This window comes from Streptomyces sp. NPDC021115, assembly GCF_044333065.1.
Classification (GTDB): Bacteria; Actinomycetota; Actinomycetes; order Streptomycetales; family Streptomycetaceae; genus Streptomyces.
This window is the reverse complement of sequence record NZ_JBIRQF010000001.1, coordinates 685,901-711,247: the sequence shown is the minus strand read 5'-3', so window position 1 is coordinate 711,247 and position 25,347 is coordinate 685,901. Positions and strand designations below refer to the sequence as shown.

The window sequence follows — 25,347 nt, the reverse complement described above, 5'->3', positions numbered from 1 at the left end:
GGCGCATTACCTCTTTTCTGCAAACAGTTGCACCGGAGCACGCGTTGACTCTACCGTCTGTAGTGGCGCACGCAGCACAGCGTGACACTGCACATGGAGGTTCGGCATGTCCTTCTCCTGCGACCAGGAACTCCACGCGATGGTCAACGACTTCGCACCCCGGCTGTTCGCCGTGGTCCAGGAGTACGACACGGAAGACGGCGAGCGCGACGGGGAGATCGCGGCGTGGGGGCTGGCCCACCCCGACGGGCATACGGACGTCACCAGCGTCGAGGGCACACGCCGCCTCAGCCTCAAGTCGCCCGAGCGGGCGACCTGGTGGTTCAGCCGGGAGGCGGATGTCTCGGCCCGGCTGATCTGGTGCGACTCGGTCGTGGGCGGGCGGTAGTTAGGCCTTCCGTACCGGCTCGTTCGCGGAGAGCGCCGGGTCGAGGACGATGTCCTGGTCGCGGGCCTCGGTGGTGGGGGCCTCGGGGAAGTGGCAGGCGGACAGGTGGCCCTCGCGGTTGCCCTCGATGCGCAGCAGCGGGGGCTCCTGCTGGGCGCACAGGTCCTGGGCCTTCCAGCAGCGGGTGCGGAAGCGGCAGCCGGAGGGCGGGGCGATGGGGGAGGGGACGTCTCCGGCGAGGCGGATGCGTTCGCGGTGCTGGGTGCCGGGGGAGTCCTCGGCCATCATCACGGCCGCGTCCGGGACGGCGGACAGCAGGGCGTGGGTGTACGGGTGGCGGGGGCGGTGGTAGATGGAGTCGCGGTCGCCGACCTCGACGATCTTCCCCAGGTACATGACCGCGACGCGCTGTGAGAAGTGCCGTACGACGGCGAGGTCGTGGGCGATGAAGACGAACGCGATGCCCAGCTCGCGCTGTAGCCGCTGGAGCAGATTGACGACCTGGGCCTGGATCGAGACGTCGAGCGCCGAGACCGGCTCGTCGGCCACGATCAGCCGGGGTTCGAGGGCGAGGGCGCGGGCGACGCCGATGCGCTGGCGCTGGCCGCCGGAGAACTCGTGCGGGAAGCGGTTGTAGTGCTCGGGGTTGAGGCCGACGGTCTCCAGCAGTTCGCGCACCCGGGCCTCGTGGCCGCCGGGCGGGCGGATGCCGTTGATCTCCATCGGGCCGGAGATGATCGTGCCGACGGTCTGCCGGGGGTTCAGCGAGGAGTACGGGTCCTGGAAGATCATCTGGATCTCGGAGCGGACCGGGGCGAGTTGGGTGCGCGAGGCGTGAGTGATGTCCTGGCCGCGGTAGGCGATCCGCCCGGCGGTGGGTTCCAGCAGCCGGGTCAGCAGCCGCCCGGTGGTGGACTTGCCGCAGCCGGACTCGCCGACGAGGCCGAAGCTCTCGCCCGCGTGCACGGTCAGGTCGATGCCGTCGACGGCCTGGACGGCGCCCACCTTCCGCCGGAAGGGGAAGCCGCCCATGATCGGGAAGTGCTTGGTCAGCTTCTCGGCGACCAGCAGGGGTTCCGACTCGGTGCTCATCTGAACGGCGCTCCTTAGCCCAGCCTGGGTTTGATCTGCTCGGTGAAGAGGGTCCGCGTCCGCTCGGCGGTGAGGTGGCAGGCGGCGCCCCGGCCGTCCGGGAGCGCGGGCCGGGTCTCCCGGCAGCGTTCACCGTCGACCTGCGATACGTAGCCGCACCGCGGGTGGAAGGGGCAGCCGGGCGGTGGGGCGAGGAGACTCGGCGGGGCGCCGGGGATGGGGCTGAGCGGTTCGTCGACTGCGGAGGACAGCCGGGGCATGGAGCCCAGCAGCCCCCAGGTGTACGGATGTTGGGGCGCCCGCAGCACCTCGCGGACCGTACCGCGCTCGACGGCCCGGCCCGCGTACATCACCAGCAGGTCGTCGGCGGTGTTGGCGACCACGCCCAGATCGTGGGTGATCAGGATGATCGCGGAGCCGAACTCCTGCTGGAGGTCCTTCAGCAGATCCAGGATCTGGGCCTGGACGGTCACGTCGAGCGCGGTGGTCGGCTCGTCGGCGATCAGCAGATCGGGGTCGCAGACCAGCGACATGGCGATCATGGCGCGCTGCCGCATGCCGCCGGAGAACTGGTGCGGATAGTCGTCCACCCGCAGCCGGGGGTTGGGGATGCCGACCTTCTCCAGCATCTCGATGGCGCGCAGCCGGGCGTCCCGCTTGGAGGCGCCGGTGTGCTTGCGGTACGGCTCGGCGATCTGGCGGCCGACCGTGTAGTACGGCGAGAGGGCGGTCAGCGGATCCTGGAAGATCATCGCCATGGTGTTGCCGCGCAGCCGCTCCAGGGTGCGCTCGGGGGCGCCGGTCAGCTCCTGCCCGTCGAGGTGGATCGTGCCGGTGACCGTGGTGGTGCGCGGGTCGTGGAGGCCGAGCACGGTGAGGTTGGTGACGGACTTGCCGGAGCCGGACTCGCCGACGATGCCGAGCGTCCGGCCGCGTTCGAGGTCGAAGGAGAGGCCGTCCACGGCCTTCACGGTGCCGTCCTCGGTGGCGAAGCGGACGTGCAGGTCGCGTACGGAGAGGAAGGATTCGGTGGTCACTTCGGCGTCCTTCTAGGCGAGGCGTACGCGCGGGTCGATGACGGCGTAGGCGGCGTCCACCAGGATGTTGAACACGACGATGGCCGCGGCGCTGACCAGCATCACGCCCATCAGCATCGGCAGATCGGTCAGCTGGACGGACTCCACGGCGAGCCGCCCGATGCCGTGCAGGGTGAAGGTGTACTCGGTGACCATCGCCCCGCCGAAGAGCGAGCCGAGGTCGATGCCGAAGATGGTGACGATGGGGGCGATGGCACCCCGCCAGGCGTACCGGAAGAAGACCGTCCGGCTGGCCAGGCCCTTGGCCCTGGCCGTGCGGACGTGGTCCTCCTGGAGCTGTTCGACCATCTGGGAGCGGGTCATCCGGCTGTAGTTGGCCATGAAGATCATCGAGAGCACCAGCCAGGGCAGCAGCATGCCGCTGAACCACTTCGCCGGATTGTCGGTGAAGGGGTAGTAGGCGGGCTGGTCCATGATCCCCAGTCCGCTGACGAACCAGGCCAGGCACAGCACGCCGACGAAGTAGATCTGGAGCGAGGCGCCCAGCAGCGACAGCGAGCTGAAGAGCTTGTCGATCCAGGTGCCGCGCCGCCAGGCCGCGATCATCCCGATGCCGATCCCGCAGATCAGGAACACCGCGGCGCCGCCGAGCGCGAGCGAGAGGGTGGTGGGGAAGCGGTCGACGATGGTGCCCCACACCTGCTCCTGGCTGACGAAGGAGTAGCCGAAGCAGGGCGCGGAGCAGTGCCCGACCGCGAAGTCGCGCCCGGCGACGATCCCGACCATGAACTTCGCGTACTGCACCGGGACCGGCTCGTCCAGGCCGAGGTTCTTGTTGATCATCGCGAGCGAGGTGGGGTCGCAGCTCTTGCCGCAGGCGAGCCGGGCGGGCTCGGCGGGCAGGGCGAAGAAGAGGAAGAACGTGATCGCGCTGATCAGCAGGAGGATCACGATCGCGCCGAGGGACCGGCGGGCGAGGAATCTCAACATGGCGTCAGGGATCTTCCGGTCGGGGCGGGTACCGGCCGCGCCGCGGCGCCGGAGGTGCTGGCGCAGACGGCGCGGCCGGGCTCCTGATCGAGCTGGGACCAGCGGTTACTTGACGAAGACGGCCGTCGGGTCCACGGCCCCGTAGACCGGGTTCCACTTCGTCCCGCCGATGCCGGAGCCCCAGAGGGTGAACAGCCGGTTGTAGAAGGTGGGGACCGCCGGAACCTGATCGGTGAGGACCTTCTCGCTGAGCTTCATCCACTCCGTGGTGGCCTTGCCCAGATCGCCGACCTTGGCGACGCGGTCGATCTCCTTGTTGACCGCCGGGACGTTCAGATGGCTGTAGTTCGCCGAGTCGTCGTAGACGTTCTCTCCGCCGTACACCGGAGGGACGACGGTCGAGGCGGAGGGCCAGTCGGCGGACCAGGAGGACCGGTAGAGGTCGTACTTGTTGTCCACCTTCCCGATCTGGGTGTAGTAGGTGGTCTGGTCGATCTCCTTCTTCTGGACCTTGAATCCGGCCCGCTCCAGGGCCTGCTGGACGACGACCGAGGCGTCCTGGTGGGTGTCGCCGTTGCCGTACGCGTAGACCAGCTCGTAGCCCTCCTCGCCCGCCTCCTTCAGCAGCTCCTTGGCCTTCTTGGCGTTGCCGCCCGGGTACTTCTTCTTCTGGAACGGGTCGAAGTCCGGGTTGTAGCCCTTGAGCGTCGGGCCGACCAGACCGCCCGCGATCTCACCGGCCTTGGGGCCGCCGAACTGCTGGAGGTACTGACCGCTGGGGAAGGCCCAGGCGATCGCCTCGCGCACCTTCTTGTTCTTGACCCGGTCCGTATTGATCGAGACGACGTCCACATAGGGCTGGGTCTCGGTCATCGACCGGGCCATCGCGTCCTTGTTCTTGAGGACCGCCGAGATCTGCGAGGGATCGACGGCGTTGGTCCAGGACATGCCGTTCTTGTCGGCGCCCTTGTCGGCCACCAGCCGGCGTGTGGAGTCCACCCACTGATGGCCGAAGGAGACATCGAAGGTGTTCACGTACTGATGGCGTATCGGATCGGTCTTGGGGTCCCACTGATCGTTCTTGACGAACTGGATGCCCTTGCCCGGCTTGAAGTTCTTGATCTTGTACGGGCCGCTGGCCACCGGAGCCTTGTCGTACTTCTCCTTGGTGTCCTTCGCCGCCGGCACCGCACCGATGTTGGGCATCGCCACGGCGAACGGCACCTCGGCCCGCGGCTGGTCGAAGTGGAAGACGACCGTCTTCTCATCCGGGGTGTCAAGCACCGACTTCGGCAGGTGCTTGCCCTTGTACGGGCCGTCCGGCAGCGCCTTGCGGAACTTCTGGCCCGCACCCGAGAGCCACTGCTGGAGGTAGGTCGGGCCGCTGGTCTGATACGGCGCGTAGAGCCGCTCGACGGCGTGCCGGACGTCCTTGGAGGTGATCGGCGAGCCGTCCTCGAACTTCAGCCCGTCCTTGAGCGTGTACGTCCACGTCCGGCCGCCGTCGGAGGACTTGCCGGTGTCCGTCGCCAGATCGCCGACCAGCTTGACCTTCCCGGTCCTGGCGTCGATCTGGTAGTTCGTCAGCGTCCGGTTGTAGAGGGTCTGCATGATCAGCTCGTCGCTGACATAGATCTGGCCGGGGTCGAGGTGCTCGAACGCGTCGCGCTGGAGCACCGTCACCGTGCCGCCCTTCTTCGCGCCCGTCAGCTCCTTGGCGGGCCCGGTGGAGTCGGCGGCGCTGCCCAGGGTGATCCCCTGGGCCTTCATCTTCGGTTCCTCGGAGTCGTCTTTCCCCGTGCCGCCCCCGCTGCTGCACGCCGAGAGCGCCAGCGCGCCCGCTGCCAGGGCGACGGCGTAGGTACGTGCTCTGCGCCTGCTGTTCCACGTCATGGTGGTCGATGCACCTGCCTCTTGGGACGTCGTCGGACGGAAGTGTGGTGCTGGTCAACGCGTGGTCTTCGGGTCCATGGCGTCCCGGACCGAGTCCCCGAGCAGGTTGAAGGCGACGACGAAGATCACCATGGCGATGCCGGGGAAGAACATGTACGTGATGTCGCCCTCGTAGAAGTTGGCGCCCTTGGCGAACATCCGGCCCCAGTCGGGGGTCGGCTCGACCACCCCGACGCCGAGGAACGACAGGGCCGCCTCCGTCGTGACGAAGTTCGGCAGCATCAGGGTGGACTGCACGAGGATCGGGGTGCCCAGGTTGGGCAGCAGCTCCTTGCGGACGATCCGCCACGGCGAGGCCCCCGTCACCTTCGCTGCCTCGACGAACTCGCGCTCCCGCAGCGACAGCACCTGCCCGCGCAGCAGCCGCGCCAGCTGCATCCAGCCCAGCAGCCACAACACCGTGACCAGGGCCGTCACCCGGAAATAGGTCGGGGTCTCCTTCTGCGGGCTGACGAACAGGGCCGTGACCACCGGCATGAAGGCGACGAAGAACAGCTGCTGCGGAAAGGACAGCAGCAGATCGATCAGCCGCCCCAGGAAGTAGTCAGTGCGCCCGCCCAGATAGCCCGCGACGACGCCGATCACGATGCCGGTGACCGTGGACAGCAGCGTCGCGGCCAGCCCGATCAGCAGCGAGGTGCGGATGCCGTACACCAGCTGCGTCAGCACGTCCCGGCCGAGCTTGGGCTCGATGCCGAACCAGAACTCGCCGTCGATACCGCCGTTGGGCTTCATCGGATAGCCGGTGAGCGGATCCAGCAGCTCCGGCCGGTCGAGGCCGTACGTGGTGTACGGGTCCTTGCCGTACAGCGAGGCGATCACCGGGGCCAGCACGGCGACGGCGAAGAAGAACAGCACGACGCAGGCGGAGATCACGCCCGTACGGTCCCGCTTGAAGCGCCGCCACATCAGCCGGCGCGGGCTTAAGCCGGCGGGCTGCCCGCCCGGCCCGCCCGGTTCGCCCTCCGCGCCCGGCGCGGTCTTCCCGGCCACGGTGAGCCGGGCTGGACTCGTCATCGCGTACGCCCCCCATGGTGATCCGCCGCGTCGCACCAACCGTCAACTCGGTGTATCTACCCGCGTTGTGGGCGGGTTGAGCGGACTTTCGCAACGGATTCACAGCCGGGTCAAGGGGCGGGCAAGAGCGGATGTGCCCGACCCGGGAGTCTTGAGCGAACATTTGGCAGATCGAGGTTCGGGCGTGCTTGACAGTGATCGTCGTTGCCCGGAAGGCTTCCGTTTGGTCACGATCCGCGTACTTCTTCAGCTTTATTTGGGCTTCTTCGGGTCGCGACGGTTGGCCGGGGCGAGGGGTGGGGGAAACCTACGGCTATGGGGCAGGGACGCATACTCACACGCGGAGCGCGTGTTTTCGGCGCACTCGTCTGCGCGGTGCTCGGGATGATCTCGCTGGCGTGGATCGTCCGGGACCTGGACGAGGCGGACAAGGCGAGCCATCTGTGGTGGACATGGTCCGGAATGCCGTTCCGGGCCTCGGGGAGCCTCTTCGGCTCCTCGCTCTTCGACCTGGTCCTGCTCGTGCTCTGCGTCGCCGCCGGGATCGCCGCGCTGCGCTCACCGGCCGCCGCGGGGGCGCTCGGTGCCGTCGCGGCCGTCACCGTCCTCATGCGGCTGCCGAGCCTGTGGAACCTGGGCGCGGACTGGATGCAGGGCATTCCCGACGGCCTCGAGACCCGGGCCGTGCTGAGCGCCTGGGCCGGGGTGGTGCTCGGTGCGCTGCTGCTGGCCACCGTCGCCGCCGCCCGGCGGCCCGCCGACGCGTACCCGGCCGCGCCCGGCGCCCTGCCCGCCGACCAGCCGCCAGGGCGGCCGCGGCCGGGGGCCGCGGTGACGGGGGCGCTGCTGCTGGGGTCGCTGGGGGGCGTCCTCGGGGCCTGGCAGATCTACTGGGCGCAGAAGGCGGGCTGGGACATCTACAAGTACCAGCTGACCGGCAAGCACACCCTGGTCACGCTGCTCTCGCCGCCCGCCGCCTGGGAGGCATGGGCCCTCGTCGCGCTCTGCCTGGTCGCCGCGGGGGCCGCGCTGGCGCGGGCACCGCTGTCCCGGCCGCTGGGCATGGTGGCGGCGGTGCTGGTGCTGGCGGTCGCGGTGAGCGAGATCTCCCTCTACGGCAGGATGAAGTACATCGAGCACCTCGACGATCTGCCGACGGTCGGCGTGCTGACGGTGCTGACCGCGTTCTTCGAACTGCTCGTGGGGCTGGTGGCGCTGTGCGCGCTGGCGCTCCGCGGCGAGCCGGACGTCCCGCACCCGGCGTACGGGACGGGGAGCTACGGCGGGTACGGCGGCGCCGCATACGCACCGCCGCCCGCCGCACCGCCGCCCGCCGCGCCGCCGGGCTACGCCCCGCCCCCGCCCGCCGCGCCGCCCACGGTGCCGCCGCCTCCGCCGTCGCCGCCGCCGGGCTGGTGAGCCGGGGCACCGTCCGAGCCCGAGCCGTCAGAGCCCGAGCGACCGCTTGAGGAAGTCGACCTGGAGCAGGAGCAGGTTCTCGGCCACCTGCTCCTGCGGGGTCATATGGGTCACCCCGGACAGCGGCAGCACCTCATGCGGCCGCCCGGCCGCCAGCAGGGCGGAGGACAGCCGCAGCGAGTGGGCGACGACCACGTTGTCGTCCGCCAGCCCGTGGATGATCATCATCGGGCGGTGCGGGCCCTCCGCCGCGCCGGACAGCCCCTCGTCCGTCACCAGAGAGTTCGCCGCGTACACCGCGGGCTGCTCGTCGGGGTGGCCCAGATAGCGCTCGGTGTAGTGGGTGTCGTACAGCCGCCAGTCGGTGACCGGCGCGCCCACCACCGCCGCGTGGAAGACGTCCGGGCGGCGCAGCGCGGCGAGCCCGGCGAGATAGCCGCCGTAGGACCAGCCGCGGATGGCGACCCGGCCGAGGTCCAGCGGGAAGCGCCCGGCGAGCGCGGTCAGCGCCTCGACCTGGTCCTCCAGGGTGATCGCCGCGAGGTCGTCGCGGACGGCCTTCTCCCAGCCGGGGGAGCGCCCGGGGCTGCCGCGCCCGTCGGCGACGATCACCGCGAAGCCCTGGTCGGCGAACCACTGCGAGGTGACGTACGCGTTGTGGGCGGCGACCACGCGCTGGCCGTGCGGCCCGCCGTACGGGTCCATCAGGACCGGCAGCGGCCCGTCGCCCTCGGTGTACCCGGTGGGCAGGAGCACCGCGCAGGGGATGTCGTGCTTGCCCGCGAAGGTGAGCCGCGGGCGCGCGGTGATGACGGGCGTCTCGGCGTACGAGGCGATCTCGGCGACCGTCTCCGCGGCGCCGTGGTCCGCCGCCCGCAGCAGCTCCGCGCGGACCCCTGGCCGGTCGGTCCCGGCGTAGGTGAGCGCGATGAGCCGGTCGCCGCGCACCGCGGAGTGCACGGCGGGGAAGGGCCGCTTGCCGACCGGCTCCCAGCCGCCCTGGTCTCCGCTGCCGCGGAACCACGCGCGGTAAACGTCGATGCCGCCGGGCTGGTCGGGCAGCGCGGCCTCGGCACCGGGCGCGGCGGAGAACAGCACGCAGTCCTCGCCGACGGACAGCACCGCGCGCACCTGGAGGGCGCCGGAGGTGAGCTTGCGGTCGCCGACCATCAGGGCCCGGGCGCCGCCCTCGTCCGCGATCCGGACGAGCCGCCCGTCGGGGGTCCAGGCGGGCACGCCGGGGAAAAGATCCAGCCATACCGCGTCCTCGTCGGCGTGCACGGTGCTGGTCCGTCCGGTGCCGGTGTCCACGGCCAGGTAGAGCTGGCTGCGCTGGTCCCTGGCCTGGACGAGGAGCAGCGGCGGACCGTAGCCCGACCAGTGCACCCGGGCCAGGTAGGGATAGCGCTGCCGGTCCCACTCGACCTCCGTGCGGGAGCCGTCCAGGCCCAGCAGGACGAGCCGCACCTCGGCGTCGGCGGTGCCCGCGGCCGGGTAGGCGACCTCGGCGGGCGCCTCTCCTGGCCGGGCCGGGTCGGCGATCCACCAGCGGCGCACGGGGGCGTCGTCGGCGCGGGCGACCAGCACGGCGTCGCTCTCCGGTGACCACCAGAAGCCGCGCGTGCGGTCCATCTCCTCGGCCGCGATGAACTCCGCGAGGCCGTAGGTGACGGTATCGGCCTCCGGTTCGGCGAGCGCCCGGTCGTCCTCGCCGCCGGTGCCCGTGACGCGCAGCGCGCCGCCCGCCACGTACGCGACCCGGCGGCCGTCGGGGGAGGGGCGCGGGTCCACGACGGGGCCCGGCACGGTCAGCTCACGGGCCTCGCCGCCGGTCAGATCGGCGACGAACAGCCGCCCGGAGAGGGCGAAGGCCGCCGTTTCGACGGCCCGGTCCACCGCGTAGCCGACCACCCCGGCCGATCCCTCGCGGCTGCGCTCGCGGCGCGCCCGCTCCTCGGGGGACAGCTTCTCGTCCGCGCCGCCGAGCAGCGCCACCGGATCGGCGGCCGGGTACTCCCGCTGCCCGGCCACGTCGTACACCCACAGCAGGCCCGCCCGGTCGGTGCCGCCGCGGGACCGCAGGAAGACCACGCGGGAGTCGTCGGGGGCCACATGGAAGGCCCGGGGCGCTCCGAGCGTGAAGCGCTGGGTGCGCGCGTGCTGCCGAGGGAACGAGAGCTGTCCGGTCATAGGGCGAGCGTACGGGTCCCGAAGATCGCGAGGGGTCGTACCGACCGGTACACGCGTCCGGGGCGGTTGCCAGGGGCACGGTCCGGTCGTCCGGCGGTCAGAACAAGCCAGCTTCTCAGTGGGTGAGATGGCGGATAACCAGCGAGAACCCGCCCTGATCAAGCGCCAGTTGGTGCGATCAGGCATGCGCCCCTGTCATGCTCCCGTGCACCGACTCGTGCGCACGCGCCGATAGTTATGATCGATTGCGCATAGTGGGTAGGCCCCGTGTGGCATCAATATGTTGTCTGTCCGAGCGCGTGTTCCTGGAGGTGAGTCGCTGTGGCGCTCTCGATCTCGTTGTCTGTGCTGCTGCTGATCATCGTATTCATGCTCGTCAACAAGGCCGGGCTGAAAACCGCGCACGCGCTCATCTGTGTGCTGCTCGGCTTCTACCTCGCCAGCTCGTCGGTCGCACCGACCATCGACGACCTCACCACCAACGTGGCGAACATGATCGGCGATGTGAAGCTCTGAGCCACCGGGAGCCACCGGTACGGCACGGGCGGTGATCCACGGGGGCCCGGGCCCGCGGTCCGCGGGCACCGGTGGGCGAATCGTAGGCTGTGCGCATGACCGTTCCTCCCGCCCGTCGTCTGCTCCTGGTGCACGCGCATCCGGACGACGAGTCGATCAACAACGGCGCGACCATGGCCAAGTACGCGGCCGAGGGTGCCCATGTCACGCTGGTGACCTGCACCCTCGGTGAAGAAGGCGAGGTCATCCCGGCGGAGCTGGGCCATCTCGCCTCCGACCGCGACGACACCCTCGGCGCTCACCGGATCGGTGAACTCGCCGCGGCCATGAAGGCGTTGGGCGTCCGGGACCACCGCTTCCTGGGCGGTCCCGGCAGATACCGCGACTCGGGCATGATGGGCGCCCCGCAGAACGCCCGCCCCGACTGCTTCTGGCAGGCCGACCTCGACGAGGCGGCCTCCCACCTGGTGGCCGTGATCCGCGAGATCCGGCCGCAGGTCCTGGTGGCGTACGACGCCGACGGGGGCTACGGACACCCCGACCACATCCAGGCGCACCGCGTCGCCACGCGCGCGGCGGAGCTGGCCGCGGAGCCGGTCTACCGCCGTGACCTGGGCGATCCCCATGAGGTGGCCAAGGTCTACTGGAACTGCGTACCCCGCTCGGCCCTCGAAGAGGGCTTCGCGCGGCTGCGGGCCGCGGGCGGGGAGATCTCCTTCCCCGGCATCGCCACCGCCGATGACGTCCCCGGTGTGGTGGACGACGCGGAGGTCTCGGCGGTGATCGACGGCACCGCGTACGCGGACGCGAAGACCGCCGCGATGCGCGCGCACGCCACCCAGATCGCGGTGGACGGGCCCTTCTTCGCGCTCTCCAACGACCTGGGCCAGCCGCTGTTCGTCCACGAGCACTACCGGCTGGTCAAGGGCGAGCCGGGCGCGGGCCGCGAGGACGACCTGTTCGCGGGGGTGACGGCATGACGGCCGCCCGACTCGCGGGATACGCGCTGCTCGCCGCCCTGGGGGCGCTGGTGGCCATCGCGGGCGCGGTGGTCCAAGGGCTCTGGTTCCCCGGCGGGTTGCTGCTCGCGCTGCTCGGCGTCGCGGCCGTCTGTTACGGCGGCGTCAAGGCGACCGACCGGCGGCTGGGCGGGGGTCTGCCCGCGGGGGCGTGGACGCTGGTGGTGCTGCTGCTCACCAGCACCCGCCCCGAGGGGGACTTCCTCTTCAGCGCGGGCCTGGGATCGTACGTCTTCCTGCTGGGTGGCATGTTCATCGGTGTGATGTGCGCCACCCTGCCGGTGGTCTCGCAACCGGGCGCACTGGCCGCCCGACTTGGTAAGTGACGTGACGTTTTCAGCGTGACGTCCCCGGGACCCGGCGCGATGTTCCCGGGCCCCGGACGGTCCTTGGCCGACGGGCGAGGGACCTCACGGTGCGGCCATCGGGCGGCCGTCAAGTACGCGACCGCGGCGCCCAGTATGGTGGTGCGCGCCGCCGAGCCGCCCGCGCGAGGTCTGACGGGCGGCGGAGCTAACTGGGAGAACCTGCTTTGAGCCGTGAATCTGACAGTTCGTCCTCCGGGGCCCGGGGGGGTAGCGGCGGTGCCGCCTATCCGTCGGGCACCCCGCCGTACGGATCCCGCCTGTCCCCGTCGCCGGAGGCCCTTCAGGGCGGCGTCGGTGACGGTGAGGCGGATGCCGCGGCCAAGCCGGAGGATCCGAAGACCGAAACCACTCTGACGACGCGCATCCGGATCAACATCCCGGGTTCCCGGCCCATTCCGCCGGTCGTCATGCGCAAGGCCGTCTCCGAGGACGGCGTTCCCGGTCCCCGCTCCGGCGAGGACGACGGGGACGGCGCCGAGCACCCCGGAGCCCCGTCCCGGCCCGATGCCGTCCGCAGCCCGGAGCTGGGCGCGGCGGCGGCCGAGGGGCGCGCGGACGGCGCCAAGGACCGCGAGGGCCGCGAGAAGGGCGGGAAGGGCGGCGACAAGACCAGCGACTGGTTCGCGCCGGCGCGCCGCTCCAAGGGCTCCTCGACCACCCAGAGCACCCCGATGCCCCCGGCGCCGGAGACCACCCAGCAGTTCCCCGCGCCGAATCTGGGCGGCGGAACGCAGGCCGATCTGCCGTACTTCTCGGACCCCGGCGCCGGCCTCCCCGGCGAGCCCAGCGGCCCGACGACCGGCCCGGTCACCGGCGACATGCGGATGCCCGGCGCCCCGGCGCGGGACGAGGACCTGCTGGCGCCGCCAGGGCCTGGCGCGCCGACCGGCCCCGGCCTGCCCGACAGCTCGGGCGTGGGCCCGCTGAACGGCGCGGCCGGGCAGCCCCCGACCCCGCCCGGCGGCTCGCCGCTCGGCAGCCTGGGGGCCACCACGGGCGCGACGCCGATGGTGCAGCCCGGTCCCGGCGGTCGGCTGGGCGGTCCCGGCATGGACGCCGACTCCGCTCCGTCGCTCTTCCGCGACCCCGAGTTCACCGCGCCCAGCGGGCCGGACCAGGCGTCCAGCGACACCCTGGTCAGCGGCGTTCCCGTGGTCCCGCAGGCGGACGGCATCTCCGGCCCGCCCGCCGGGAAGGGCCAGGCCCCGCCCACCGGGAACACCGGCGACAGCGCCCCGCCGAGCAGCCCTGCGCCCAAGGCGGCCGCGGCGGGCAAGCCCAAGAAGAAGGGCCGCTCCAAGGTCGTCATGCTGGGCGCCCTGGTGGTGGTCGCGGCCGGTGTCGCGTACGCCGCGGGCCTGGTGATGAACCACGCGGACGTGCCCAACGGCACCACCGTCCTCGGCGTCGACATCGGCGGCTCCTCCAAACAGGTGGCCGTCGACAAGCTGGACACCGCGCTCGGCGGCCGCACCGGTGCCCCGCTGAAGGTGACCGTCGACGGCGACCAGAAGCAGATCAAACCGTCCGTCGCGGGTCTGGCCCTGGACACCGAGGCCACCGTGCGGAACGTCGCGGGCCGCGACTACAACCCGGTCACGGTCATCGGCTCGCTCTTCGGCGGCACCCACGAGGCCGAGCCCGCCGTGACGGTCGACGAGGAGAAGCTGCGGGACGCCCTGGGGCGGCTCGCGGGCAACTCGGGCACCGCGCGCGAGGGCACGATCACGTTCAAGCCGGGCAAGGCCACCCCCGTCTACGGCCGGGAGGGGCGGGGCCTGGACATCGACAAGGCCGTCACCGCCGTCTCCGACGCGTACCGGGAGCGGGCCGAGACCGGCAAGGACAAGGCGGTCGACCTGCCGGTCGTCGCCAAGCGGCCGACGATCAGCAAGGCCGAGGTGGACGCGAAGATGAAGTCCTTCGCCGAGCCCGCGATGTCCGGTCTGGTGACGATCAAGACGGATGACACGCACTCCATCCAGTTCGGTCCTGATCGCTCGCTGCCGCAGATCCTCTCCATGCGCCCGATCGGCGGCAAGCTCCAGCCGCACTTCGACCTGGCCGCGATCAAGAGGCTGTACGGCCAGACCTTCGACGGGGTGCTGATCGAGCGCGCGGACGGCAGCAAGAAGCCGGTCACCCCGCAGGAAGTCGCCATCTCCATGCGGACCGCGCTGCTGGGCAAGACGACCGCGGACCGCACCGCGGTGATCGACACCTCGCCCAACTAGAGGCGTCCGCCAGGCCCCGAGACGGCCCCCGCCCGGCACCCGGGCGGGGGCCGCCTCACGTCCCCGCCCATGACATCTGTCATCCCCAGGTCACGACCACAGACACTGCCGCAGGACCGCCCCGCTCGGCGAAGCTAGGGGCCATGACAGCGACCACCGCACCCTCCGCCACCGACGAGCGGGCCCGATCCGCGGCCGCTCCGCCGGTGGTCAGCTTCACCGGCGTCAACAAGAGCTACGGCAGCGTGCGCGCCGTGGCCGATCTCGACCTCCACCTCCATCCGGGCGAGACCGTCGCCCTGCTGGGCCCCAACGGCGCGGGCAAGTCCTCCACCCTCGACCTGCTGCTCGGTCTGCGCACCCCCGACAGCGGCCGTATCGAGGTCTTCGGGACCACCCCGCGGCAGGCCATCGCCCGCGGCCACATCGGCGCGATGCTCCAGAGCGGCTGCCTCATGGAGGAGGTCACGGTGCGCGAGCTGGTGCGGCTCGCCTGCGATCTGCACCCCCGGGGCTACCCGGTGGACGAGGTCCTGGAGCGGGCGGACATCACCGGCATCGCCGACCGCAAGGTCAACAAGCTCTCCGGCGGCCAGGAGCAGCGGGTGCGCTTCGCGTTCGCCACCGCGGGCGCCTCCGACCTGATCGTGCTGGACGAGCCGACGACCGGGATGGACGTCTCGGCCCGGCAGACCTTCTGGGGCACGATGCGCGAGCAGGCCCGGCAGGGCCGCACCATCCTGTTCGCGACCCACTACCTGGAAGAGGCCGACGAGATCGCCGACCGGGTGATCGTGCTGCACCGCGGCCGGGTGCTGGCGGACGGCTCGTCCGCCGAGATCAAGGCGATGGCCGGGGCCCGGCGGATCTCCTTCACCCTGGACGGCGCGCCCGACGAGGAGGCGCTGCGCGCCCTGCCCGCGCTGACCGGCCTCGACATATCGGGGCGTACGGTACGGATGCGGTCCGCCGACGCCGACGCGACCGTGCACGCGGTCTACGGACTGGGGCTCTACCCGCGCGACCTGGAGGTCGCCGGACTCGGCCTGGAGCAGGCGTTCCTCGCCATCACCGACGCGGCCACGACGCCCGAGGAGGCGTGACGATGACGACCCTGATCAAGCTGGAGATCGTCCGCGCACTGCGCAACCGGAAGTTCATGTTCTTCACGGTCATCTATCCGTCGGCGCTCTTCCTGATGATCGCGGGCAGCGCGGACAAGACCGACATCGCCCCGGGCACCCATCTGACGATGCCGCTCTACTACATGGTCGCCATGGCCTCCTTCGGCGCGCTGACCGCCGTCCTGATGGGCAACAGCGAGCGGATCGCCAAGGAACGCGAGGGCGGCTGGGTGCGTCAGCTGCGGCTCACCTCGCTGCCCGGACGCGGCTATGTGACGGCCAAGATCGCCGCGGCCGCGGTCGCCACCCTGCCCTCCATCGTGATCGTCTTCATCGTGGCGGCCGCCGTCAAGGGCGTACGGCTGGACGCCGCCTGGGAGTGGTTCGCGCTGACCGGCGCGATCTGGGCGGGCTCGCTCGTCTTCGCGGCCCTGGGCGTGGCCATCGGCTATCTCGCCACCGGCGACGCGGTGCGCCCCCTGACGATGATCATCTACTTCGGGCTCTCGATCCTCGGCGGCCTGTGGATGCCGACCGCCTCCTATCCGCAGTGGCTCCGGAACATCGGCGACTGGCTGCCCACCCACGCCTACGCCGCCCTCGGCCAGGCCATCGAGCTGGGCAACGCCCCGCACGCCAAGGACGTGGCCCTGCTCGCCGGGTATCTGGTCCTCTTCGGGGGCGCGGCGGCCTGGCTGTACCGGAAGGACACCCGCACGGCATGAAGCGGCCGACTTGGTGGCGTGACGCGGCGGACTACGAAGAGGACGGGCACGTTCCGGCCATCGGCCAGAGCCCCGACAACCGCCGGCAGGCCCTGATCAAGCTGATGTGGATCGGGATCTGGATGGCCTACCTGGGCGCGCCGGTGAGCGACCTCGCGGACGGCCACCACACCGCGCCCGCCACCATGTTCGGGGTGCTCGGCCTGCTGGTCTTCGTCACCATCTATCTGCTGCTGGTCTTCCGGAACACCAGCCGGACCCTGGACCGGACGGTCATCAACCGGGCGCTCGGCACGATCTGCGTGCTCGCCGCCGTCCTCACCGTCACCCTGGGCGACGCCTGGCTGGTGCTCGCCGTCTACGTCTCGGTCGCCTTCGGGGCGGTGCTGCCGACCCGGCTCGCCCGGTGGGCGATCCCGCTGAACACCGTCGCCATGGTGGGCGCCGGGCTGCTGGTCCGCGGCTCGGACGACCTGATGTCCGCCCTCGTCGTCCCGTCCCTGCTCGGCGGGTTCGCGATGAGCGCGGTGCGGCAGATGGTCCGTACGACCCGGGCGCTGCGCGAGGCCCGCGCCACCGTCGCCCAGCTCGCCGCCAACGAGGAGCGGCTGCGGCTCGCCCGCGATCTCCACGACCTGCTGGGCCACTCGCTCTCCCTGATCACGCTCAAGAGCGAACTTGCCGGGCGGATGCTGCCCGGCAAGCCCGAACAGGCCGCGCAACAGGTCGCCGACATCGAACGGGTCAGCCGGCAGGCCCTGGTCGACGTGCGGGAGGCGGTCAGCGGCTTCCGCCGCCCCACCCTGGAGGCCGAGCTGGCCGGGGCCCGCACCGCGCTCGCCGCAGCGGGCATCACCGCCGACCTCCACCGCGCCGGGGTCCACCACCCGGACCTCCCGCCCGACCAGGAGGGCGCGCTGGCCTGGGCGCTGCGCGAGGCCGTCACCAACGTGGTCCGGCACAGCGGGGCGCGCCGCTGTGCCGTGAGCCTCAGCGAGGTGGGCGACGACCTGTGCCTGACCGTCGCTGACGACGGCCGCGGCATCACCGGCCCGCACGGCAACGGGCTGACCGGCCTCGCCGAACGGCTCCAGCTGGCCGACGGCCGCCTGGAGACCGGCCCGGGCGACCACGGCGGCTTCACCCTCCGCGCCCTGGCCCCGCTCTCCCGCGGCATCGCGCACCTTCCCGCGGAGCCCGCCCCCGAGCCCTGACCGGCCGCCGCCCGATACGCTGCCCGGGTGATCCGGGTATTGCTCGCCGAGGACCAGTCGATGGTGCGGGAGGCGCTGGCCGCGCTGCTCGGTCTGGAGGACGAGATCGAGGTCGTCGCCCAGGTGGCCCGCGGCGACGAGGTCGTGGACGCGGCCCGGGCCCATCGGCCCGATGTCGCGCTGCTGGACATCGAGATGCCGGGGATGACCGGCATCGAGGCCGCCGCCGCGCTGCACGCGGCCGAGCCCGGGGTGCGGATCGTGATCCTCACGACCTTCGGCCGCCCCGGCTATCTGCGCCGCGCCATGGAGTCCGGCGCCGACGCCTTCCTGGTCAAGGACGCCCCCGCGGCCCAGCTCGCGGACGCCATACGGAGGGTGCTGTGCGGCGAGCGGGTCATCGATCCGACCCTGGCCGCGGCGGCGCTGGTGGACGGGGCCAGCCCGCTGACCGCGCGGGAACGCGAGGTGCTGGGCGCCTCCGCCGACGGCTCGACCAACGCCGAGCTGGCCCGGGCGCTGGGCCTGTCGCAGGGCACGGTCCGCAACTACCTCTCCACGGCCATCCAGAAGACCGCCGCCCGCAACCGGGCCGAGGCGGTCCGCATCGCCCGCGACAAGGGCTGGCTCTAGGGGGTGTCTTGTCGGTCAGGCGGGAGCCCGGCATGATCGGCAGGACACCCCCTAGGGGATGTCAGTTGAGGCGCGCCCGGGCCGCGTGCGCCTGGCGCCGTACGGCCTGCGCCGCCTCCGGCTCCATCACGGCCACGACCTCCGCGTACTCCTCCAGTTCCCGCGCCCCGGTGAGGAAGTCGCCGCGCTCGACCAGCAGCTGCGCCCGCTCGTAGCGCAGCCGCGCGGGATGGCTGGGCAGCAGCAGCGACAGCTCGACGGCCCACAGCTGCGCGTCGGTGCGCTCGGGGCGGGCGGCGGCCCAGGCGCGGATGTTGTTGAGGATGCGCAGCACGATGTCCAGCGGATCGGCCGGGCCCAGCACCGACGGGTCCGGCGGCGTCCCGGTGCTGCCCGACACCAGGCGCTCCGCGTCCCGGCCGGACAGCCGCTTGCCGCCGTCGAACGGGTCGGCCAGCACATGGTCCCCGTACGGATCGCCGAAGCCGACCACGAAGTGGCCCGGCAGCGCGACCCCGTACACCGGCGCGCCCGCCCGCCGCCCGACCTCCATCCACACCAGCGACAGCAGGATCGGCAGCCCGCGGCGGCGCCGCAGCACCCGGTGCAGCAGCGAGGAGTCCAGCCGCCGGTAGTCGGCCGCCGAGCCCCCGAAGCCGTACCGCTCACCGAGGACCCGGGCGAGGGCGTCGGCCCAGGCGGCGGGGGAGCCGGGGGAGAACGGCACCTCACCGGCCAGCCGGTCGAGTTCGATCTGCGCCTCGTCGATCCCGGCCTCGTCCAGCCCGTCGTCGCCCTCCATGCCCACCAGCAGGCACAGCAGGGCCAGGTCGGGGCGTTCCTCGCGGGCGGCCTCGGCGAATCTGCGGCGTCGTGGCGTCTCGTTCATGCGGTGCCGGTGCCGGGCGCGCGCCAGTGGTGGTAGCTGTGGTGGAGGGTGAACCCCAGGCCGTCGTAGAGGGCGTGGGCGCCGCCGTTGTCCGTCTCGACCTGGAGGTACGCGGCCGAGGCGCCCTCGTCCAGCGCCCGGCGGGCCAGCGCGGTCATCACGGCCCGGGCCAGCCCCTGCCGCCGCCTGTCCGGGGCGGTCTCCACCGCCGCGAACCCGGCCCAGCGGCCGTCCACCACGCAGCGCCCGATCGCGGCCGGGGCGGCGTCCTCCGTTGCGCCCGTTGCGCCGCGTATCGTCGCGAACCACACCGACGGGCCGCCGGAGAGCACCGAAAGCGCCTCGGGGGTGGGCCGGGCGGAGCGCTGGTAGCGGGCCAGCCAGTCGTCGCCGATCTCCCGGGAGAGCGTCACCGCCGAGACGTCCGCGTCGCTGTCGGCGATCGGGGCCAGGGCCGCGATGCGCACCTGCGCGGAGACCTCCCGGGTCCAGCCGCGGGTCTCCAGTTCCGCGGCCAGCGTCTCCTGGGTGCCCTCGGCGCCCGTGCTGACCTGCACGTACGCGGGCAGCCCACGTTCGGCGTACCAGTCGGTCACCCGGCGCAGCGCCTCGTCGAGACCGCACCCGGGGTCGCCGAGCGGCAGTACGGAGTTGGCGCGGCGGGTGAAGCCGCCGGACGCGCGCAGCTCCCACTCGCCCAGCCGCTCGCTCTCCACCGGCGGCCAGCCGCGGGCGGCGACCCGGTCCAGCTCGCGCGCGTTCGCCGCCGGGCCCCGGCGGCGCGCCGGAGCGGCGGGCACGACCTTGCCCGCGACCAGCGACGACTCCTCGATCGTCACGGATTCACCGGTGCGGCGCGTGATGTGCAGCACACCGCCGGTCCAGGATGTGAGAACCCCGACCACGTCGGTAAACTTCCCGCCCTCGCCCCGGTCGCCGGTCAGCAGCCGCACCGACACGCGTTTTCGCACGTCATCCGGGGTGATTCGGACCTCAAGCCGTCCGCCGGTGGTGAAATCCACTGCTCTGCCAACCCCTCATGTGCGTCCAGTGCCCCGGAACGGAGATACTAGGTGCGGGCATCGACGACGCCGCGCTCCCGCGCGATACAGCCCTAAGAGGAGGAACGACAGCGTGACCTACGTCATCGCGCAGCCTTGTGTCGACCTGAAGGACAAGGCATGCATCGAGGAGTGCCCCGTCGACTGTATCTACGAGGGCCAGCGGTCCTTGTACATCCACCCGGACGAATGCGTCGACTGCGGGGCCTGTGAGCCGGTATGCCCGGTCGAGGCGATCTTCTACGAGGACGACACTCCGGAGGAGTGGAAGGACTACTACAAGGCGAACGTCGAGTTCTTCGACGAGCTCGGTTCGCCCGGCGGTGCGAGCAAGCTCGGCCTGATCGAGCGCGACCACCCGTTCATCGCCGCGCTTCCGCCGCAGGAGCACGACGAGTGACCCTGCCCGGGAAGTAGACCCGGCGCGGCCTTCGGTCCCGTATGGCATGTGGCCTGCGGGACCGGGCTTTTTTCCGGGCTGTTGAAAGAGTCCGGGCTGTTGGAAGAGAAAGAAAGCGAGCCACCCCGTGCCACCCGTCTCCGCCCGTCTCCCGGTCTTCCCCTGGGACCGGCTCGAACCGTACAAGGCGACCGCGACCGCCCATCCGGACGGCATCGTCGACCTCTCGGTGGGCACCCCCGTCGACCCGGTTCCCGAGCTGATCCGCACCGCGCTGGCCGGTGCCGCGGACAGCCCCGGCTATCCGACGGTCTGGGGCACCCCCGCGCTGCGGGACGCGCTGACCGGCTGGGTCGAGCGGCGGCTGGGCGCGGAGGGCGTCGCCCACACCCAGGTGCTGCCGGTGATCGGCTCGAAGGAGCTGGTGGCCTCGCTGCCGGCGCAGCTCGGGCTCGGCCCCGGCGACGAGGTCGCCTTCCCGCGGCTCGCCTACCCGACGTACGAGGTGGGCGCGCGGCTCGCGGGCGCCGAGCCGGTGCCGTACGACGAGCCTACGGAGCTGGACCCGGCGGGGCTGAAGCTGCTGTGGCTGAACTCCCCGTCCAACCCCACCGGCCGGGTGCTCTCCAAGGACGAGCTGCGGGCCGCCGTCGAGTGGGCGCGGGCCCATGGGGTGCTGCTGGTCAGTGACGAGTGCTACCTGGAGCTGGGCTGGGAGGCGGACCCGATGTCGGTCCTGCACCCGGACATCTCCGGCGGGCGCTTCGACGGGCTGGTCGCCGTCCACTCGCTGTCCAAGCGGTCCAACCTGGCGGGCTACCGGGCGGCGTTCCTCGCCGGTGACGAGAGCGTGCTCGGCGAACTGCTGAAGATCCGCAAGCACGCCGGGATGATCGTGCCCGCGCCGGTGCAGGCCGCGACGGTCGCCGCGCTCGGCGACGACAAGCACGTCGCGGAGCAGCGCGAGCGCTACGAGGCGCGGCGGGCCGCGCTGCGCGGCGCGCTGGAGGGGTACGGCTTCCGCGTCGAGCACAGCGAGGCGTCCCTGTACCTGTGGGCGACGCGGGACGAGCCGTGCTGGGACACCGTGGGCGCGCTGGCCGAGCTGGGCATCCTGGTGGCGCCCGGCGAGTTCTACGGCCCGGCGGGCGGGGCGTACGTCCGCGTCGCGTTCACCGCGACGGACGAGCGCGTGGCGGCGGCGGTGCGCCGTCTGACCGCCTGACCCGTACGAACGGGAGGTGCCCCCGGCCGCTTACGGCGGCCGGGGGCCTTCTGAGTTTTCAGCCCAGCAGCGGGAGGCCCTTCATCGAGGGCAGGCCCTTGAGCGGGAGGTCGTCGGTCGGCTGCGGGGCAGTGGGCGCGGTCTGCTGCGGCGCCGGAGCGGGCGCCGGGGCGGCGGCCGGGGCCGGGAGCGGCGCCGGGGCGGGGCGGGCCGGGCTGCCCTTGGCGTGGACGCCCTTGCCCTTGGCCAGGCCCTTGCTCAAGGCCGCCTTGCCCTTGGCGTGCAGGCCGCCCTTGGCCTTCGCGTGGGCGCCGCCCTTGCCCTTCGCCTTGGCCGGGGTGGCCTTCTCCGCCGTGGCCGCCGGGGCGGACTTGACGGGCGCGGCGGGCTTGGCCGGAGTGGCCTGCGCCGGGGCGGCCTTGGCCGGGAGAATCTCCTTGACGGTCCGTCCGGCCTGCTGCGAGGCGGCGTCGGCCAGCTCACCGACGGAGGAGGGGTCCAGCGCGCTCAGCCCGCCCAGCTTGGGGGTGTGCGGCAGGGCCGGATCCACCGCACTCGCGGCGCCGGCGGCAGCGACCACGGGGGTCGCGCTCGCTGCGACCAGCAGGGCGGTCCGAGCGATCCGACGCGTGAGAGGGAGGGACATGATTCTCCTTTGACGGGGGGACATATGGCGTGAAGTGTCCAGCGATCGGACGCAGTGAATATCGCGTGAGCCGCGCGAAGGTTGCGGTACGCCAAGGTAAAGAATTGATAATGCGTCGCATTATCCGTTTACGCGCACAACGTGCGCCCAGAGCGCATGCCCAACACCCCGTCAACCGTGCTGAGCTGCGGCGATCTATATCGCTATCGCATGAGAGAGAGTCGTATGTCCGACCCGGAACTCTTGTCGGACGTGCGCCAGCCGTCCCCTGAATTCCGTGCGTTCCATATGTGCGTGCCGTAAGAGACCCGTTCGATGTGCAACTCGTCCGAGTGAGCCACCGCCCAATAGGCCAGCTCCCAGCCGCGCTCCGTGACGCCGCCCCGGGCCGAGCCGTCCGCCACCGGGACCAGCACCTCGCGCGGGACCGCCGCGTGCCTGCCGCCGCCCTGACCCGCCGTGTCCAGCCGTGGCCGGGCCTCAGGACCGAACTCCCGCTTCAGCGCGGCCCGGACGCGCGCCGGGTCGCCCGCCTTGCCGTCGTCCGGCGGGCCAGGGCAGCTGAAGGCGGCCGCCGAGCGCCCGGTGAGGGTGGCCGTCAGCACCACGGCTTCCGTCTCGTGCTTCGCGTACGCCTGCGGGAATCCGCTGTACTGCACCCGCTGCGCGGCCACCGTGAGCGGCAGCCGCGAGTAGCCGGGCACCTTCACCAGGTGGTCGTAGAACTTCCCGGCCGCGTACACCGGGTCCTGGATCTGCCGTGCCGTGCCCCAGCCCTGCGAGGGGCGCTGCTGGAACAGGCCGAGTGAATCCCGGTCGCCGTGGGTGATGTTGCGCAGCCCCGACTCCTGGAGCGCGGTGGCGAGCGCGATGGTGACGGCCCGTTCGGGGAGCCCGCGGGAGGCGGCCACGGCCTCGATCGTGGCCGCGTTCACGGCCTGTTCGGGGTCGAGCGTCACATCGCCGCCCTCGGCCCGCGCGACGCAGCGCGGCGGCCCGCTGCCACCGGTCAGCAGAAGCGCCGCTACGTACGCGGCGAGCCCCAGCAGGACGGCACACGCGACCGCGGCACGGAGCAGGCGGGGACGGCTGGAGAAGACGGACCGGGGCACGCCGCCCACGTTACTGGGTGGCCCGGACACCGGTGCGCCACAGGGGCGCGGGGTGGGCAAGGCCACGCACCGGGGGCGGGGTGGAGTCCGGGAGCGGGTGGCCGAAACGGAACGGCTAGGGTCGCGGGTATGGCACACCCAGCACTCGACCTGTCCCTGGACGCGGCCCGGCTCACCGCCCGGCTCGTCGACTTCCCCTCGGTCAGCGGCGACGAGAAGGAACTCGCCGACGCCGTCGAGCAGGCGCTGCGCGCCCTGCCGCACCTGACCGTCGACCGGGACGGGGACGCGGTGGTCGCGCGCACGAACCTGGGGCGTGCCGAGCGGGTCGTGCTGGCCGGACACCTCGACACCGTGCCGATCGCCGACAACGTGCCGTCCCGGCTGGACGAGGACGGCACGCTGTGGGGCTGCGGCACCTCCGACATGAAGTCCGGCGTCGCCGTGCAGCTGCGCATCGCCGCGACCGTGCCCGAGCCCAACCGCGACCTCACCTTCGTCTTCTACGACCACGAGGAGGTCGCCGCCGAGCTGAACGGCCTGAAGCGGCTGGCCGAGCACCACCCCGAGTGGCTGGCCGCCGACTTCGCGGTGCTGCTGGAGGGCACCGAGGGCAAGGTCGAGGGCGGCTGCCAGGGCACGCTCCGGGTGCGGGTGACCACGAGCGGGCACCGCGCCCACTCCGCGCGCGGCTGGCTCGGCGAGAACGCCATCCACAAGGCCGCCCCGATCCTCGACCGGCTGGCCGCGTACGAGCCCCGGCACGCGGACATCGACGGCCTCACCTACCGCGAGGGACTGAACGCGGTGGGGATCGAGGGCGGCATCGCGGGCAACGTCATCCCCGACGCCTGTGCCGTGACCGTGAACTTCCGCTTCGCCCCTGACCGTTCGGAGGCCGAGGCGCTGGCCCACGTCCGCGAGGTGTTCGACGGCTTCGAGGTGACCGTCACCGACACCGCGCCGGGCGCCCTGCCCGGGCTGTCCCACCCCTCTGCCGCCGCCTTCGTGGCGGCGATCGGCGGCGAGGCGGCCCCCAAGTTCGGCTGGACCGATGTCGCCCGTTTCTCGGCGCTCGGCGTGCCCGCGGTGAATTACGGGCCCGGCGACCCCAAGCTGGCCCACACCCGCGAGGAGCACGTGGACACCGCGCTGATCCTGGAGGCCGAGGAGCGGCTGCGGGTCTGGCTCACCAGCTGAGCCGAACGACGCCGTCCGCTTCTTCGCGGATCAGATTCGCAGATCAGAGAACAGATGAGCGTGGCGCGGATTTCGGCAATTCGCCGCCCGGTGGGCCTACGCTGAATCACAGATCTTTGGCAGATCTTGGCGAAGGGAGCACACAGATGGGCAACGCCGAGGAAGAGCGAGCGCTGCACGAGCAGCGTCTGGGCCCGGTCGTGCGCCGTCGCCACCAGATGCGGCCCGGCACGACAGACCAGCGGCTGCTGGACACTCAGGGGGCCACCCACTGGGTGCACGAGGACCCGTTCCGGGTGATGCGCATCCAGTCGGAGTTCGTCGAGGGCTTCGGCACCCTGGCGGAACTCGGCCGGGCGGTGAGCGTGTTCGGCTCCGCCCGTACGCCCGAGGGGTCACCGGAGTACGAGGCCGGGGTGAAGATCGGGCGGGCCCTGGCCGAGGCCGGGTTCGGGGTGATCACCGGCGGCGGGCCCGGAGCGATGGAGGCGGCGAACCGCGGCGCGGTCGAGGCGGGCGGCGTCTCCGTCGGCCTCGGTATCGAGCTGCCGTACGAGCAGGGGCTGAACCCGTACGTCGACATCGGCGTGAACTTCCGCTACTTCTTTGTCCGAAAAACAATGTTTGTGAAGTATGCCCAGGGGTTCGTGGTGCTGCCCGGCGGGCTCGGCACCCTCGACGAGTGCTTCGAGGCGCTGACCCTGGTGCAGACGAAGAAGGTGACCCAGTTCCCGATCGTCCTCTTCGGCAGCTCCTACTGGGGCGGTCTGGTCGACTGGCTGGAGAACACCCTGATCGCCCAGGGCAAGGCGTCCCCGCAGGACCTGGAGCTGTTCCACCTCACCGACGACATCGACGAGGTGGTCGACCTGGTCACCAAGGAATCCGGCTGACC

24 protein-coding genes are annotated in these 25,347 nt (G+C 71.8%); 14 read left to right on the top strand and 10 right to left on the bottom strand.

The annotated features are described in order from the left end of the window. The first annotated feature begins 106 nt into the window (after positions 1 to 106). Entirely contained in the window at positions 107 to 388 is a 282-nt protein-coding gene (locus ACH4TL_RS03220; RefSeq protein ID WP_398312981.1) for a hypothetical protein, read from the top strand. Here the strand turns inward: ACH4TL_RS03220 and ACH4TL_RS03215 are convergent, their stop codons facing one another. The 5 genes from ACH4TL_RS03215 to ACH4TL_RS03195 all read right to left on the bottom strand — a co-directional run bounded on the left by ACH4TL_RS03215 (position 389) and on the right by ACH4TL_RS03195 (position 6,477). After that, the gene (locus ACH4TL_RS03215; protein WP_398312984.1) at positions 389 to 1,480 is read right to left on the bottom strand and encodes an ABC transporter ATP-binding protein; all 1,092 of its coding nucleotides are present in this window, start codon (positions 1,478 to 1,480) and stop codon (positions 389 to 391) included. 14 nt (positions 1,481 to 1,494) lie between these two features. After that, entirely contained in the window at positions 1,495 to 2,517 is a 1,023-nt protein-coding gene (locus tag ACH4TL_RS03210; RefSeq protein ID WP_398312987.1) for an ABC transporter ATP-binding protein, read from the bottom strand. 12 nt (positions 2,518 to 2,529) lie between these two features. Next, positions 2,530 to 3,507, bottom strand: a complete 978-nt coding sequence (locus ACH4TL_RS03205; protein WP_398312990.1) for an ABC transporter permease — start codon at positions 3,505 to 3,507, stop codon at positions 2,530 to 2,532. A gap of 105 nt (positions 3,508 to 3,612) precedes the next feature. After that, positions 3,613 to 5,400, bottom strand: a complete 1,788-nt coding sequence (locus ACH4TL_RS03200; RefSeq protein WP_398312992.1) for an ABC transporter substrate-binding protein — start codon at positions 5,398 to 5,400, stop codon at positions 3,613 to 3,615. A 54-nt stretch (positions 5,401 to 5,454) separates the two neighbouring features. Further along, the gene (locus tag ACH4TL_RS03195; RefSeq protein ID WP_398312994.1) at positions 5,455 to 6,477 is read right to left on the bottom strand and encodes an ABC transporter permease; all 1,023 of its coding nucleotides are present in this window, start codon (positions 6,475 to 6,477) and stop codon (positions 5,455 to 5,457) included. A gap of 384 nt (positions 6,478 to 6,861) precedes the next feature. Between ACH4TL_RS03195 and ACH4TL_RS03190 the strand changes: the two genes are divergently transcribed. Next, complete coding sequence (locus ACH4TL_RS03190) at positions 6,862 to 7,896, top strand: hypothetical protein (protein WP_398312996.1); 1,035 nt, start codon at positions 6,862 to 6,864, stop codon at positions 7,894 to 7,896. A gap of 27 nt (positions 7,897 to 7,923) precedes the next feature. Here ACH4TL_RS03190 and ACH4TL_RS03185 read toward each other — a convergent pair whose 3' ends face one another. After that, entirely contained in the window at positions 7,924 to 10,086 is a 2,163-nt protein-coding gene (locus ACH4TL_RS03185; RefSeq protein WP_398312998.1) for an alpha/beta fold hydrolase, read from the bottom strand. Between the two features lie 321 nt (positions 10,087 to 10,407). On the opposite strand from ACH4TL_RS03185, the gene ACH4TL_RS03180 reads away from it, so the two are divergent. From ACH4TL_RS03180 to ACH4TL_RS03145, 8 genes are all read left to right on the top strand, one after another. Beyond that, positions 10,408 to 10,602, top strand: coding sequence for a hypothetical protein (locus ACH4TL_RS03180; RefSeq protein ID WP_055548098.1), 195 nt, complete (start codon positions 10,408 to 10,410; stop codon positions 10,600 to 10,602). 95 nt (positions 10,603 to 10,697) lie between these two features. Then, a complete protein-coding gene (mshB, locus tag ACH4TL_RS03175; protein WP_398313000.1) occupies positions 10,698 to 11,582 on the top strand; it encodes an N-acetyl-1-D-myo-inositol-2-amino-2-deoxy-alpha-D-glucopyranoside deacetylase in 885 nt (294 codons plus the stop codon). After that, positions 11,579 to 11,947: a DUF6113 family protein gene (locus ACH4TL_RS03170; protein ID WP_398313002.1), complete on the top strand. Its 369-nt coding sequence runs from the start codon at positions 11,579 to 11,581 to the stop codon at positions 11,945 to 11,947. The genes mshB and ACH4TL_RS03170 overlap by 4 nt, the downstream gene beginning before the upstream one ends. Positions 11,948 to 12,153: 206 nt before the next feature. Further along, complete coding sequence (locus tag ACH4TL_RS03165) at positions 12,154 to 14,223, top strand: peptidoglycan binding domain-containing protein (protein WP_398313004.1); 2,070 nt, start codon at positions 12,154 to 12,156, stop codon at positions 14,221 to 14,223. A 143-nt stretch (positions 14,224 to 14,366) separates the two neighbouring features. Next, positions 14,367 to 15,326, top strand: coding sequence for an ABC transporter ATP-binding protein (locus ACH4TL_RS03160; RefSeq protein WP_398313006.1), 960 nt, complete (start codon positions 14,367 to 14,369; stop codon positions 15,324 to 15,326). A 2-nt stretch (positions 15,327 to 15,328) separates the two neighbouring features. Beyond that, a complete protein-coding gene (locus ACH4TL_RS03155) occupies positions 15,329 to 16,072 on the top strand; it encodes an ABC transporter permease (RefSeq protein ID WP_398313008.1) in 744 nt (247 codons plus the stop codon). After that, positions 16,069 to 17,286 (top strand): sensor histidine kinase, encoded by a 1,218-nt coding sequence (locus ACH4TL_RS03150; protein WP_398313009.1) that lies wholly within the window; start codon positions 16,069 to 16,071, stop codon positions 17,284 to 17,286. Before ACH4TL_RS03155 ends, ACH4TL_RS03150 begins: the two co-directional genes overlap by 4 nt. Positions 17,287 to 17,346: 60 nt before the next feature. Further along, positions 17,347 to 17,919: a DNA-binding response regulator gene (locus ACH4TL_RS03145; RefSeq protein WP_398313698.1), complete on the top strand. Its 573-nt coding sequence runs from the start codon at positions 17,347 to 17,349 to the stop codon at positions 17,917 to 17,919. 61 nt (positions 17,920 to 17,980) lie between these two features. On the opposite strand, the gene ACH4TL_RS03140 is transcribed toward ACH4TL_RS03145, so the two are convergent. Together ACH4TL_RS03140 and ACH4TL_RS03135 are read right to left on the bottom strand one after the other, a co-directional pair. Continuing rightward, entirely contained in the window at positions 17,981 to 18,808 is an 828-nt protein-coding gene (locus ACH4TL_RS03140) for a transglutaminase-like domain-containing protein (protein ID WP_398313011.1), read from the bottom strand. Continuing rightward, the gene (locus ACH4TL_RS03135) at positions 18,805 to 19,830 is read right to left on the bottom strand and encodes a GNAT family N-acetyltransferase (protein ID WP_398313013.1); all 1,026 of its coding nucleotides are present in this window, start codon (positions 19,828 to 19,830) and stop codon (positions 18,805 to 18,807) included. The genes ACH4TL_RS03140 and ACH4TL_RS03135 overlap by 4 nt, the downstream gene beginning before the upstream one ends. A 112-nt stretch (positions 19,831 to 19,942) precedes the next feature. Between ACH4TL_RS03135 and fdxA the strand changes: the two genes are divergently transcribed. Both fdxA and dapC read left to right on the top strand, forming a co-directional pair. Continuing rightward, entirely contained in the window at positions 19,943 to 20,269 is a 327-nt protein-coding gene (gene fdxA / locus ACH4TL_RS03130; RefSeq protein WP_014054705.1) for a ferredoxin, read from the top strand. Positions 20,270 to 20,396: 127 nt separating this feature from the next. After that, the gene (gene dapC, locus ACH4TL_RS03125) at positions 20,397 to 21,494 is read left to right on the top strand and encodes a succinyldiaminopimelate transaminase (RefSeq protein ID WP_398313015.1); all 1,098 of its coding nucleotides are present in this window, start codon (positions 20,397 to 20,399) and stop codon (positions 21,492 to 21,494) included. A gap of 58 nt (positions 21,495 to 21,552) precedes the next feature. On the opposite strand, the gene ACH4TL_RS03120 is transcribed toward dapC, so the two are convergent. Together ACH4TL_RS03120 and ACH4TL_RS03115 are read right to left on the bottom strand one after the other, a co-directional pair. Then, a complete protein-coding gene (locus ACH4TL_RS03120) occupies positions 21,553 to 22,140 on the bottom strand; it encodes an ATP-binding protein (protein ID WP_398313017.1) in 588 nt (195 codons plus the stop codon). Positions 22,141 to 22,343: 203 nt separating this feature from the next. Continuing rightward, positions 22,344 to 23,261 (bottom strand): hypothetical protein, encoded by a 918-nt coding sequence (locus ACH4TL_RS03115; protein WP_398313019.1) that lies wholly within the window; start codon positions 23,259 to 23,261, stop codon positions 22,344 to 22,346. Positions 23,262 to 23,381: 120 nt separating this feature from the next. On the opposite strand from ACH4TL_RS03115, the gene dapE reads away from it, so the two are divergent. Together dapE and ACH4TL_RS03105 are read left to right on the top strand one after the other, a co-directional pair. Beyond that, positions 23,382 to 24,452 carry a succinyl-diaminopimelate desuccinylase gene (gene dapE / locus ACH4TL_RS03110; protein ID WP_398313021.1) on the top strand — a complete coding sequence of 357 codons (1,071 nt, stop codon included), beginning with the start codon at positions 23,382 to 23,384 and terminating at the stop codon, positions 24,450 to 24,452. A 146-nt stretch (positions 24,453 to 24,598) separates the two neighbouring features. Continuing rightward, complete coding sequence (locus tag ACH4TL_RS03105; protein WP_398313023.1) at positions 24,599 to 25,345, top strand: TIGR00730 family Rossman fold protein; 747 nt, start codon at positions 24,599 to 24,601, stop codon at positions 25,343 to 25,345. The last annotated feature ends 2 nt before the right edge of the window (positions 25,346 to 25,347 follow it).

Coding starts and splice junctions, on each gene's coding strand:
- ACH4TL_RS03220 (WP_398312981.1), top strand. CDS start 107: ATGTCCTTCTCCTGCGACCAGGAACTCCACGCGATGGTCAACGACTTC.
- ACH4TL_RS03215 (WP_398312984.1), bottom strand. CDS start 1,480: ATGAGCACCGAGTCGGAACCCCTGCTGGTCGCCGAGAAGCTGACCAAG.
- ACH4TL_RS03205 (WP_398312990.1), bottom strand. CDS start 3,507: ATGTTGAGATTCCTCGCCCGCCGGTCCCTCGGCGCGATCGTGATCCTC.
- ACH4TL_RS03200 (WP_398312992.1), bottom strand. CDS start 5,400: ATGACGTGGAACAGCAGGCGCAGAGCACGTACCTACGCCGTCGCCCTG.
- ACH4TL_RS03195 (WP_398312994.1), bottom strand. CDS start 6,477: ATGACGAGTCCAGCCCGGCTCACCGTGGCCGGGAAGACCGCGCCGGGC.
- ACH4TL_RS03190 (WP_398312996.1), top strand. CDS start 6,862: ATGATCTCGCTGGCGTGGATCGTCCGGGACCTGGACGAGGCGGACAAG.
- ACH4TL_RS03185 (WP_398312998.1), bottom strand. CDS start 10,086: ATGACCGGACAGCTCTCGTTCCCTCGGCAGCACGCGCGCACCCAGCGC.
- mshB (WP_398313000.1), top strand. CDS start 10,698: ATGACCGTTCCTCCCGCCCGTCGTCTGCTCCTGGTGCACGCGCATCCG.
- ACH4TL_RS03170 (WP_398313002.1), top strand. CDS start 11,579: ATGACGGCCGCCCGACTCGCGGGATACGCGCTGCTCGCCGCCCTGGGG.
- ACH4TL_RS03160 (WP_398313006.1), top strand. CDS start 14,367: ATGACAGCGACCACCGCACCCTCCGCCACCGACGAGCGGGCCCGATCC.
- ACH4TL_RS03155 (WP_398313008.1), top strand. CDS start 15,329: ATGACGACCCTGATCAAGCTGGAGATCGTCCGCGCACTGCGCAACCGG.
- ACH4TL_RS03150 (WP_398313009.1), top strand. CDS start 16,069: ATGAAGCGGCCGACTTGGTGGCGTGACGCGGCGGACTACGAAGAGGAC.
- ACH4TL_RS03145 (WP_398313698.1), top strand. CDS start 17,347: ATGGTGCGGGAGGCGCTGGCCGCGCTGCTCGGTCTGGAGGACGAGATC.
- ACH4TL_RS03140 (WP_398313011.1), bottom strand. CDS start 18,808: ATGAACGAGACGCCACGACGCCGCAGATTCGCCGAGGCCGCCCGCGAG.
- ACH4TL_RS03120 (WP_398313017.1), bottom strand. CDS start 22,140: ATGTCCCTCCCTCTCACGCGTCGGATCGCTCGGACCGCCCTGCTGGTC.
- dapE (WP_398313021.1), top strand. CDS start 23,382: ATGGCACACCCAGCACTCGACCTGTCCCTGGACGCGGCCCGGCTCACC.
- ACH4TL_RS03105 (WP_398313023.1), top strand. CDS start 24,599: ATGGGCAACGCCGAGGAAGAGCGAGCGCTGCACGAGCAGCGTCTGGGC.